This window comes from Myroides sp. LoEW2-1 (assembly GCF_009767705.1).
In the GTDB taxonomy this organism is placed as follows: Bacteria; Bacteroidota; Bacteroidia; order Flavobacteriales; family Flavobacteriaceae; genus Flavobacterium; species Flavobacterium album_A.
Window position 1 is genome coordinate 20927 of sequence record NZ_WSPP01000012.1, and the last position, 11149, is coordinate 32075.

Annotated in this window: 15 protein-coding genes; 1 reads left to right on the forward strand and 14 read right to left on the reverse strand. The window is 34.2% G+C overall.

Going from position 1 to position 11149, the window contains the following annotated elements; all coding sequences use genetic code 11:
- Positions 1 to 31 precede the first annotated feature (31 nt).
- The 14 genes from ric to GOQ24_RS01410 all read right to left on the reverse strand — a co-directional run bounded on the left by ric (position 32) and on the right by GOQ24_RS01410 (position 10360).
- Positions 32 to 745 carry an iron-sulfur cluster repair di-iron protein gene (gene ric / locus GOQ24_RS01345; protein WP_160338972.1) on the reverse strand — a complete coding sequence of 238 codons (714 nt, stop codon included), beginning with the start codon at positions 743 to 745 and terminating at the stop codon, positions 32 to 34.
- The gene (locus GOQ24_RS01350) at positions 735 to 2984 is read right to left on the reverse strand and encodes a nitric-oxide reductase large subunit (RefSeq protein WP_160338973.1); all 2250 of its coding nucleotides are present in this window, start codon (positions 2982 to 2984) and stop codon (positions 735 to 737) included. The genes ric and GOQ24_RS01350 overlap by 11 nt, the downstream gene beginning before the upstream one ends.
- A 71-nt stretch (positions 2985 to 3055) precedes the next feature.
- Positions 3056 to 3490, reverse strand: coding sequence for an RrF2 family transcriptional regulator (locus GOQ24_RS01355; protein WP_160338974.1), 435 nt, complete (start codon positions 3488 to 3490; stop codon positions 3056 to 3058).
- Between the two features lie 125 nt (positions 3491 to 3615).
- Positions 3616 to 3927, reverse strand: a complete 312-nt coding sequence (locus GOQ24_RS01360; protein ID WP_160338975.1) for a DUF721 domain-containing protein — start codon at positions 3925 to 3927, stop codon at positions 3616 to 3618.
- Between the two features lie 7 nt (positions 3928 to 3934).
- On the reverse strand, positions 3935 to 4363 hold the full coding sequence (locus GOQ24_RS01365; protein ID WP_160338976.1) for a hypothetical protein: 429 nt from the start codon (positions 4361 to 4363) through the stop codon (positions 3935 to 3937).
- Between the two features lie 7 nt (positions 4364 to 4370).
- Positions 4371 to 5324 carry a signal recognition particle-docking protein FtsY gene (ftsY, locus tag GOQ24_RS01370; protein WP_160338977.1) on the reverse strand — a complete coding sequence of 318 codons (954 nt, stop codon included), beginning with the start codon at positions 5322 to 5324 and terminating at the stop codon, positions 4371 to 4373.
- 146 nt (positions 5325 to 5470) lie between these two features.
- Entirely contained in the window at positions 5471 to 5623 is a 153-nt protein-coding gene (locus GOQ24_RS01375) for a DUF4295 domain-containing protein (RefSeq protein ID WP_155092858.1), read from the reverse strand.
- Between the two features lie 10 nt (positions 5624 to 5633).
- Positions 5634 to 5816: a 50S ribosomal protein L33 gene (rpmG, locus tag GOQ24_RS01380; RefSeq protein ID WP_006260303.1), complete on the reverse strand. Its 183-nt coding sequence runs from the start codon at positions 5814 to 5816 to the stop codon at positions 5634 to 5636.
- A 25-nt stretch (positions 5817 to 5841) separates the two neighbouring features.
- Entirely contained in the window at positions 5842 to 6078 is a 237-nt protein-coding gene (gene rpmB, locus GOQ24_RS01385) for a 50S ribosomal protein L28 (RefSeq protein ID WP_006260304.1), read from the reverse strand.
- Between the two features lie 81 nt (positions 6079 to 6159).
- Positions 6160 to 7404, reverse strand: coding sequence for a CinA family nicotinamide mononucleotide deamidase-related protein (locus GOQ24_RS01390; protein WP_160338978.1), 1245 nt, complete (start codon positions 7402 to 7404; stop codon positions 6160 to 6162).
- 11 nt (positions 7405 to 7415) lie between these two features.
- Complete coding sequence (locus GOQ24_RS01395; protein ID WP_155092856.1) at positions 7416 to 7760, reverse strand: histidine kinase; 345 nt, start codon at positions 7758 to 7760, stop codon at positions 7416 to 7418.
- A 4-nt stretch (positions 7761 to 7764) separates the two neighbouring features.
- The gene (locus GOQ24_RS01400) at positions 7765 to 8376 is read right to left on the reverse strand and encodes a fumarylacetoacetate hydrolase family protein (RefSeq protein ID WP_155092855.1); all 612 of its coding nucleotides are present in this window, start codon (positions 8374 to 8376) and stop codon (positions 7765 to 7767) included.
- A 17-nt stretch (positions 8377 to 8393) separates the two neighbouring features.
- A complete protein-coding gene (locus GOQ24_RS01405) occupies positions 8394 to 9167 on the reverse strand; it encodes a 3'-5' exonuclease (protein WP_155092854.1) in 774 nt (257 codons plus the stop codon).
- A gap of 152 nt (positions 9168 to 9319) precedes the next feature.
- Positions 9320 to 10360: a cytochrome-c peroxidase gene (locus GOQ24_RS01410; RefSeq protein WP_155092853.1), complete on the reverse strand. Its 1041-nt coding sequence runs from the start codon at positions 10358 to 10360 to the stop codon at positions 9320 to 9322.
- A gap of 369 nt (positions 10361 to 10729) precedes the next feature.
- Between GOQ24_RS01410 and GOQ24_RS01415 the strand changes: the two genes are divergently transcribed.
- On the forward strand, positions 10730 to 11041 hold the full coding sequence (locus GOQ24_RS01415) for a hypothetical protein (protein WP_230381547.1): 312 nt from the start codon (positions 10730 to 10732) through the stop codon (positions 11039 to 11041).
- Positions 11042 to 11149: the final 108 nt, after the last annotated feature.

An 11149-nucleotide genomic window follows, 5' to 3' on the forward strand; every position in this document is an offset into this window, starting at 1 on the left:
AGGTAAGGCACTTCTATCTAAATTGAAAATCTTAACTAAACTTTTGTTCTAATGCAACTGCACTTGGAAATAATATGTTGTTTTCTAAGTGAATGTGTTTGTGTAAATCCTCTCCAAACTCCTTCAACATAGCATAAGTTACCTTATAAGTATTACATCCATCAGCTGGAGGAGTATAATTATTAGACAGTGCTGCTATTTTGCGGAAGCGATCTCCTTCACCATCATGCTCATGCATCATCATGGCAACTGGATTTTGAACACTCCCAAAGTGAGGAGTATCTAAAGGTTGTCCAGAAATAGTAGCAGATACCATTTTGCGAATAAATGGGAAAAGTACTAATTCTTCTTTCTTCAAGTGTTGACTTAATTCACCAGCACATCCGATAAACAGTTCATTAATTTCTATTAATTCAGGATGTCTATCTCCATGTACGCGACTAAGCTTATTCAAGAACTGTAACAATACTGGTATCTTCTCCTCCACATAGCGATGGTGAGTCTTCTCAATATAATCAGCTAACAAATCCAAAGGCCAGTGTCTAAAGTCAATATTGTTTTCAGCTTGATGCGTTAACAACTTTTCTAACTCATTAATAAGTTCCTCTAGATCTACTGATTTTCTCTCACATACTTCATCAATAGTACGTCCTCCTTTACAGCAGAAATCAATTCCATATTTATTAAATACTGCTGCTGTTCTAAAATCTTCTGCTACAAATGAGCCCACTGTTCTATTTTTCATGATTGTCTTTTTTTAATGTTAATTTGAATACAAATAATACGATTGCAAATATTCCGACTGTAAAGATTACATCCCCTATTGTACGTAGCCATTTCAGCGTATTCATTGCCGGTAATTGCATTAACTCACTTGAGCGAGCGTACCACATACCATGTTGAATACTTTCAATAGCTTGCCATATACCGATTGGCAACAAACTTAAAAGTGCCATTAGTAGCAAACCTAAGTTCAATCCCCAAAAGCCTATTTTTAATAACTTCTCATTCCATTGTACATTCCTGTAGATACTTCTTAATACGAAAAGCATTAGTCCAATCCCCAACATTCCGTACACACCAAACAAAGCAGTATGACCGTGAAGAGGGGTTGTATTTAACCCTTGTACATAATACAGTGCTATGGGTGGATTAATAATAAAACCAAATACACCAGCTCCTAAGAAGTTCCAAAAAGCGACAGCAACCATAAAGTATATCGGCCATTTGTAGTCTTGTAACCAACCTTTATGTGTAGATATTTTATAGTTCTCATAAGCCTCGTACCCTATTAAAGTTAATGGCACAACTTCTAATGCACTAAATGTTGCTCCTAAAGCCATTACTGCCGTAGGCGTACCAGAAAAATACAAGTGATGGAAAGTACCAATAATACCACCTGACATAAATACAATTGTTGAGAATAAGGCTCCATTAGTCGCTGTTTTCGTTTTAATCAATCCCATTCGAACAAATAAAAACGCCAATACCACAGTTGCAAATACTTCAAAGAAACCTTCAACCCATAAATGCACTACCCACCATCTCCAGTATTCTGCAATGGCTAAGTTTGTTTGTCTTCCCCACATTAATCCAGCGCCATAAAATAAGGCAATGGCTCCACAAGAAATTAAGAATAAGATTATCAAATTGCGGTGTTGACTGCCTTTTTCTTTCAATACGGGGATAAGAGGTCTTATCATTAAAGCTAACCAAACAAATAATCCCACGAATAAGAATATTTGCCAAAAGCGACCTAAGTCTACATACTCATATCCTTGATGTCCAAACCAGAAGTTTTGTACCAAGTCAAGCTTTTGCATAATCCCAAACCACTGTCCTATCATTGATCCCAATACAATAATTAGCAAAGCAACAAATAGGAAGTTTACTCCGAATACCTGAAACTTTGGATCTTTTCCACCGACAGCCGGAGAAATATAAAGTCCTGTTCCTAACCAAGCAGTTGCAATCCAAAAAATAGCTAATTGAGTATGCCATGTACGAGTAACAGAATAAGGTAAAATCTTATCTAATGGAATGCCGTATAATCCTTGCCCTTCTACACCATAGTGAGCCGTAATAATACCTAATCCCACCTGTAACAACATCAATAAGCAAACAACCCAGAAATACTTCTTCAGAATTGTCATACTTTTAGTCACTGTTCCATTTGATACTGGGTCTTTGACTGGTACCATTTCTTCTTCTTCCTGTTTAGAAGCTACGTGATAATACACCAATACCCCAACAGCAAAAATCAATAAGATAATACTCACACCTGACCAGGCTAACAGAGGTGTAGTAGCAACATTTCCAACCAAGTCCTCTGCAGGCCAGTTGTGCGTGTAACTGATATCGCTATCAGGTCTATTCGTTACCGTAGCCCATGTTGCCCAAAAGAAGAAAGCATTCATTTGCTGTAATCTCACTGGGTCAGTAATTGAATTATTGGGAATTGCATAGTCTTTTCGCAATTGTGCAAATTCAGGGTCATCAGTAAATAACTTGCTATAATACTCCTGTAAATACAGCCTTGCCATATTGCGTTCAGGTGTTATCGTTAATATCCCTGTTGCTTTATCATACGTATTAGGTCTGATATTAGCTTGTAAGTGTGCTTTTAAATAAGCTTGTTCTTCTAAAGAACTTTCAGCATAAGTTTTATTATACTTTTCCTTTGCGTAATAATCTAATAAATACAAAGCTTCGCGATGTAAATAGTCTGCAGTCCAATCAGGGGCTACGTATGCACCATGTCCCCATACAGATCCAACCTCCTGACCACCGATACTCTGCCAAACATTTTGACCGTCTTTGATATCTTTATCAGATAAGATTACTTCACCAGTAGTCGTTTTGACTTCAGTTGGTACAGGAGGAGCTTCTTGGTAAATTTCTATACCATAATAACCCAGTACCCCAAACGAGAATAACATCACTATCGCAAATGCTATCCATAATTTCTTTTGTTTATTACTCATACTCTTTTAATAAAGGATATTTTTGTCTTTTATTAGTTTTAAAAAAAAGGGAATAAATTCCCTATCTATGATTACACTTTTAAGAAAGTATCACCAGACTTGGTACCATTGGCTAACTCTCTTAAAGTTGTATTCTCTAACATTTGTCGCAACCCCTCTCGGATAGCTTTAAATTTAAAGTGAACAGGGCATGGATGAGTTTCCGAGCACTGTGCTAACCCTAAACCACATCCCTTATATATCGAATCACCATCGATGATATTCACCACCTCACATAACTTAATGCTATCGAGATTAGTTATGGGGATCTCAAATCCACCTCCCACTCCCTTCACGGATTCGACGATACCACTTTTAGAAAGCTTTTGTAATATCTTAGCAGTAAAAGCTTCTGGAGCATCAATCTCCTTGGCAGTCTCCTTAAAGCCTACGCGTTCCCCTTTCAATGATGACACTGAAATAAACACAACAGAACGAATAGCATATTCACAAGCTTTTGAAAACATATTTCATTTTTTAACATTACAAAGATATAAAAACATTTTAATATAAAAGACAAAAATATCTTCTATTTAGCACTAAAAAAAAGCTGTAAATAATAACACCTTATTCTACAGCTTTTAATATTTCTTTATCTAAATACAATATCCTTCACAACTTCTTTGCCCAGCTCTTCATTCAATAATGCAATAATCTTAGACTTTCCATACGTAAGTTCTTCCCTGACTATTGGCGAAGACAATGCTACATAAAGAGTATTGCGCTTGAGAAATACGTCTTGAGTATAATTAGCAATTCCAGGACCTAAAATAGATCGCCAAGCATTCTTAACATCTAAATTGTCAATACCACTTTCAAGGTTATTCTCCTTAATAATGATCTTTAAGATATCTTGGATACTACTCTCCTCTCTAAGGCGTTTATGTACTTCAAATTTTTTCACGATATAATTACTTCAAACTAAATGGAACAGGTCTCTTGTAGTAATACATGATATCATTCTCATTCTTGACAACAAGTTGTTCCTTATTAATCTTGACAATCTCCTCTTTCCATTCAGCAAATTCTGTTTTATAATGCAAGAAGGTACCTTCATTTGTATACTCAACTGTTAGATCTTCTTGGATGTCATTAGTAAGGTATTCTCCGTTAAACTGAGGCATTACCTTTTGGCGAAATCCAACTCCATTTTCCTCAATTTGAAAAAAATCGATGGAAGAATTAATAGTATAATCTTTTTCTTCTTCATTTGGCAGCTTAGCCTTCACTATTTCCCAGTACCCATTAATTTCTTTTATGTCACCAGAATTGATACTTTGGCTACAACCAAAAGTAACGAATAGCATAGTTAAAGCTAAAAAAGAATATAAATATCTCATATTTCTACTATTTAAAGAATGAATCAACGAACTCATACTTATTAAACACTTGCAAGTCTTCAATCCCTTCACCAACACCTATATACTTAACAGGTATTTTGAACTGATCAGAAATACCAATCACAACACCACCTTTAGCAGTTCCATCTAACTTAGTTACAGCAAGGCAATTCACCTCTGTAGCGGCAGTAAATTGTTTTGCTTGTTCAAAAGCATTCTGCCCAGTAGAACCATCTAAAACAAGTAATACATCATGAGGTGCATCTCCAACAACTTTTTGCATAACGCGTTTCACCTTAGACAATTCATTCATTAGATTAACCTTATTGTGTAAACGTCCAGCAGTATCAATGATCACTACATCGGCATTTTGAGTAACAGCTGACTGCAAGGTATCAAACGCTACAGAAGCAGGGTCACTTCCCATTTGTTGTCTAACAATTGGCACGCCAACTCTATCTGCCCAAACCTGCAACTGATCTATCGCAGCAGCTCTAAAGGTATCTGCAGCACCTAAAACAACACTCAAGCCAGCTTTCTTAAATTGATAAGCCAATTTTCCAATTGTGGTTGTTTTACCAGCACCGTTTACTCCTACTACCATAATGACATAAGGCTTTTTATCCTTAGGAACTTCAAATTCAGTTGCCTCTCCAGATTTAGTTTCGGATAGTAAACCAGCAATCTCCTCTCTTAAAATTTGATTTAATTCTTCTGTACCAACATACTTGTCACGAGAAACTCTTTCCTCTATGCGTTCGATAATTTTAAGTGTTGTATTTACACCAACATCTGAACTAACAAGAACTTCCTCTAAATTATCCAATACATCGTCATCAACCTTAGACTTTCCTGCAACAGCCTTAGTTAATTTAGAGAAAAAAGAAGTCTTCGACTTTTCAAGACCTTTATCTAAAGTTTCCTTCTTATCAGAAGAAAATAACTTCTTAAAAAAACTCATAATACACCTATTAATAGCTACAAATATAGAAAATATCTATTTATAACTATATATTCTTTTATTCGTCAAGAATAAACTATAATTATTCAAAATAAAAAAAGCTGCCTTATCAGACAGCTTTTTTTCAAGATTTTATAATGGTAAAATTACTTCTTGTTAAAGAATTCATCCACAAAATCAGGAGCCATAACAGACTCAACAAATGTGTAAGCACCAGTTTTTGGTGATTTAACCATTTTTATCGCTTTAGTCAACTTCTTAGAAGATGTTCTTAAAGTTGCTACGGTTTTCTTTGCCATGACTAACTAATTATTTAATTTCTTTGTGAACTGTTACTTTCTTCATGATAGGGTTGAATTTTTTAATCTCCAATCTATCAGGTGTGTTTTTCTTATTCTTAGTCGTAATGTATCTTGAAGTTCCTGGTAAACCAGATGCTTTATGTTCAGTACATTCTAAGATTACTTGTATTCTGTTACCTTTCTTTGCCATCTTATTCTATTTTTTGTGGTATGAATTATTTTACTAACCCTTTTGCTTTAGCATCTTTCAATACCGCAGTAATACCTTTTTTATTAATTGTTTTTAATGCAGATGTTGATAATTTCAATGTTACCCATCTGTCTTCTTCAGCAATGTAGAAACGTTTTTTAACTAAGTTTACAGAAAACTTTCTCTTAGTTTTATTCATCGCGTGAGAAACGTTGTTTCCAACCATTGCTCTTTTACCAGTAATTTCACAAACTCTTGACATTATTTCTTATCTTTTATTTCAATATTCAAAATCAGGGTGCAAAGTAACGAAAAAGAAAATTATCTTACAAATTCTTTTAGGTTATTTTTTTAATATTTCATTATATATCAATTCTAAACCCTTTGCTATTGCGCTATTTATAACCTTTTCCCTTGGTTGTCCTAACTCATATTTTTTTGCAAATATACGAGAAGGTGTTGCAATCCCAATATATACTGTTCCTACTTCAACATCAGAATCTCCCTTCGATGGTCCAGCATTTCCAGTAGTTGCTATAGCGTAATCACTCTTAAACTTTAATCGTGCTTGCTCAGCCATTTCCATAGCTACCTCTTCACTAACTACTGAATGTTGTTGTATTGTTTCAGGATTAACTCCTAAAATATTTACTTTACTCTCTGTTGCATAACAAATAATTCCTCCTTTAAAGTAAGCCGAGGAACCTGGTAACGCATTGAACAAAACTGCAAAACGTCCACCTGTACAACTTTCTGCAAAAGAAATAGTTTTATTTCGATTTTGCAACTCTTTTATGACAATTTCAGGAAAATCAATATCTTCATATGCCCTTATGTAAGGCAACACCTTTTCGGGAATCAAAGAAACCTGATTATCAATCTCTTTCAATAATAATTCACGATCACTCCCCCTGGTTGACAATCGCAATCTAACTTTCCCAGGACTTGGCAGATAAGCAAGCTTTATATTTGGAGGCATTCTATCTTCCCACTCTGCTAAATATTCAGCTAATAAACTCTCGCCAATACCATAGGTGATTATCGTTTTATGAACATTAAAAACACCTTGAAAGTGTTTCTTAATATAAGGCACTAATTCTTCTTCAAAAATGGTTTTCATTTCAAAAGGAACTCCTGGAAAAGAAACAAAAGTGGTATTCTCTTTTTGCATCAACATACCTGGAGCAGTACCTACTTTATTAAATAAAACAGTAGAAGTAGAAGGTACTAAAGCCTGTTGCTTATTAATATCAGAAATAGGCTTTTTAAAAATACTTTCCAACAGTACAGTGACGTGTTCAAGTACTTTGCTATTCTTAACTAAGACATCATCAAAAAACTCACAAAAGACCTTTTTAGTAACATCATCCTTAGTCGGACCTAAACCACCAGTTAAAATAACCAAGTCACGTTTTCCAACACAATTCGCTAAAGCCTTCTTTATCTCCTCACTTTTATCTGAAATAGTAAGGATCTCATCGACCTGAAAACCAAGTTTATCTAATTCCTTAGCTAAATACGCAGAGTTAGTATCGATAATTTGACCTATCAATATTTCATCTCCAATCGTTACAATGCTTGCGTGCATAAGTATTCGCTTTATAAGTCAAAATCTTTCTTTATCTCTTTACGAGCATTTTTCACATGCATTTGAAAAGATTTGAAAATTTCTTTCACTTCCTTTGTCTTTCCTTGATCCAAAGTCCACTCTTGAATTTGATTAGCCTCGTCAATAGCTTGATCAACACCTAAAAACTCCAAGGAAGGTTTTAAGCTCTTTATATGCTTTTCTACTTTAGCATACTCTTTCTCGTCAATCCCCTTTTTAATCTTCTTTAATCGCTTTTTTGAGTCCAATAGAAAATCAATCAGTCGGGCGCGTACTAACTCCTTATCATTATTATACTCCCTATATAAAGGTCCTAAATCGTAATATAACGCCATACAATTATTTTACATTTAAACGCAGTACCTTCTTGCCTTCGATTGTAGCTTCAAGAACATCTCCTTCAAAAACTTTACCCACTCCTGCAGGTGTTCCTGTAAATATTAAATCGCCTTTTTTCAACGTAAAATACTTTGACACTTCAGCTATAACTTCATCAATATTCCAAATCATCTGAGAGGTAGACGCCTTTTGAACTATATTGTTATTCTGTTCTAATGTAAAAACGCTATCATAAAGATTACTAAGCTCACTCTTATCAAAAAACTCTCCCACAGCTGCAGCCCCATCAAACGATTTAGCCTTCTCCCATGGCAAGCCTTTCTCTTTTAGCCTAGACTGTACATCTCTTGCTGTAAAATCAATTCCCAATGTTACTTCATCATAGTATTTTGAAGCAAACTTCGGTTCGATATACTTTCCTACCTTGGTGATTTTTACCACTACTTCAACTTCGTAATGCACGTCATTTGAAAATTCAGGAATAACAAAAGGCACCTCTTTTCCCAATAAAGCAGAATCAGGCTTAATAAACAAGACAGGTTCTGCTGGTCGTTCATTATTTAACTCCTCAATATGATCAACATAATTACGACCAATACATAGAATTTTCATATTCTATTACTTTTAATTTAAAACTTAGTATTCAGTTTTCGCAATTTAATTGCTGTCAACACTTTTTTGGTATACAAAGGAAAATCAGCATTCTGAATCCAACCATAATAGCCTGGCTCATTCTCTAATACTTCTTCAACAAGCGCACCTTTGTGTTTTCCAAAAGTAAAAATCTCTTGATCATCTTCGTTCAATGCAATAAAACCTGCAAAATCAACACTTTTCTTACGCGTAGTAAACTCAGATAAAAACTTCATATCATTTTCCAAATCCTCGTAACGATCCAATTGAGCTTTCAAGATTTCATAAGTTGCATTTGTATCTGCCTCAGCTGAATGCGCATTTTCCAAAGATTCATTACAATAAAAGCGATAAGCTGCACTTAAAGTTCGCTCTTCTTTCTTGTGAAAAATAGTTTGTATATCTACAGATACGCGATTTCCCATATCAAAATCAACACCTGCACGCAACAACTCTTCGACCAATAAAGGAATGTCAAAACGATCCGAGTTGAAACCAGCCAAGTCTGAATCTTTTATCATATTAAAAATAAGCGGTGCTAACTCCTTAAAAGTTGGTTCATTTGCAACTTTCTCGTCAGTTATTCCGTGTATAGCTATTGACTGAGGAGGAATAGGGCGCTCGGGATTCACTAACCAAGTTTTACTTTCCTTATTCCCATTCGGAAATACTTTTAAGATTGCTATTTCTACGATTCTATCTCTTGCTACATCGATGCCTGTTGTCTCTAAATCAAAAAAACAAATAGGTCTATTTAATTTCAACTCCATTATTCAAATTGTTTAACTACAAATATAGGAAATGTAAATCAGTAGGTAATATGTAAAATAGTTAACTTTTATCAATTACATGAAACAAAAATAGGTCATCTACAATAATTAGATAACCTATCTCTGATTTTAAAAATATTAAAATTCTATTATTAGCCTACTTTTTCTTCAAATGGAGATTTTTTTACTTCATCTTCAATATCACATGACAAACTTTCTAAAAATGCTGTAATGTCATTTACCTGTTCATCCGTCAACTCTTTGTTGCTTTGAAGTTTTCCCATAATGCGAACAGCTTCTTTCAAGTCTACGATTGAACCATCGTGGAAATAAGGACTTGTATGTTGAATATTGCGCAATCCTGGAACTTTAAACATATATTTCTCTCCTTCTTTTTTAGATAAATCGTATAACCCTGCATCTATATTTTTAGATTTTGTCAACTCCCAGTAATCTCCATATACTCCAAATTTCTGAAACATTTGTCCACCCAATGCCACACCATTATGACAAGTAATACACCCTGTACTAATAAATTCTTCGAGACCTTTTTTCTCTTGGGCAGTTAAAGCTTTATCATCACCTTCTAAAAACTTGTCAAATCTACTCTCTGGGTTTAAAGTTCTTTCGAAGGCACCGATAGCTCCTGTCAGATTTTCAAATGTAATTGGGTCTGCTTCCCCTTGATATACCTCTGCGAACATCTTTTGATACATCTCAATTTTTTTTATGCGATCTATCAATTGTTTTTCACTTTTAATATTGTGTTCTACAGGATTTAATATAGGTCCTCCTGCTTGTTCCTCAACATCCTTGGCTCTACCATCCCAAAATTGCATTTTATGCAACGAAGCATGAAACACTGTTGGCGAATTTCGTCCACCTAAAGATCCGTCATCACCTGGTGAAAACGCTTTATTATCTACTCCAAAAGTTTCAAGATTATGACAGGAGTTACAACTTATATTTCCCTCGCCTGAAAGACGAGTGTCAAAATAAAGATACTTACCTAATGCTACTTTATTGTCGTCCAGCTTTTCGTATTCTACTGATGAAATAGGTTGAAAGAATGTTTTCGCTTTAGTTAATAACTCTGACTCTATATTGTTCGATTCTGTATTCTCTTGAGTTGTCGTTGTCTTTTTACAAGCTACAAAAGAACAAAGCACTGCAAGTGCTAACACTTTTTTCATGGTTAATTATTTTAGTATTGTCGCTATTAGTTTTATACACTAAAATTACCCATACTACTATACTATAATTATGACAAATATCAGATTAAACCAAAATAACGTTTACTTAAAAACAAGTAATAAAACATATTAATAATTCAAATAAACTATCTAAAAAAAACACATTGAATAAATATTATTTTGTTTTATTAAAATATTATTCTATTTTGGTGGTAACCAATTCAACTTACTATGAAAAGTTTTTTAACATTATCGACTATTACAGTTGGCTTATTGTTTCTTACAAGCTGCCAGACAACTGAAACAATAGTATCCTCACCGTACTCGTTAAATAAAAGTAACAACAATATCTACTCAGCTAAAACTTTTATGTTTAAAAACTACTACTTCACATATAACAATGGCGAGGCAACGTTAGTTTATCAACAAGACAAAAAGTTAAACAACGACTCGAAACCAGTCTTTTTATCTCTAAAAGAAAATAGTGAGGTAACAAAATACCAAGAATTCATTGATGAAGATAGAGAAATCATCGTAAGGATTATAAGTGATCATGAAGTGAGATTAAGAGTCAATAAATCATCTTATACCTTATACAACCCAAACTATGTTAAAGAAGCAAATGCTGATACAGATAAGATTCTCGCAGACATTGCTATATGGAGAAACTCCAAATATTAATAAAAGAAGAGGGTGTCCCAAAAGGTCACCCTCTTTTGTATTATATAAAACGTTACTTTTCTCTTAGATTAAAAGTTCTTGCAATTAAAACGAGTTTTAGACTTATAA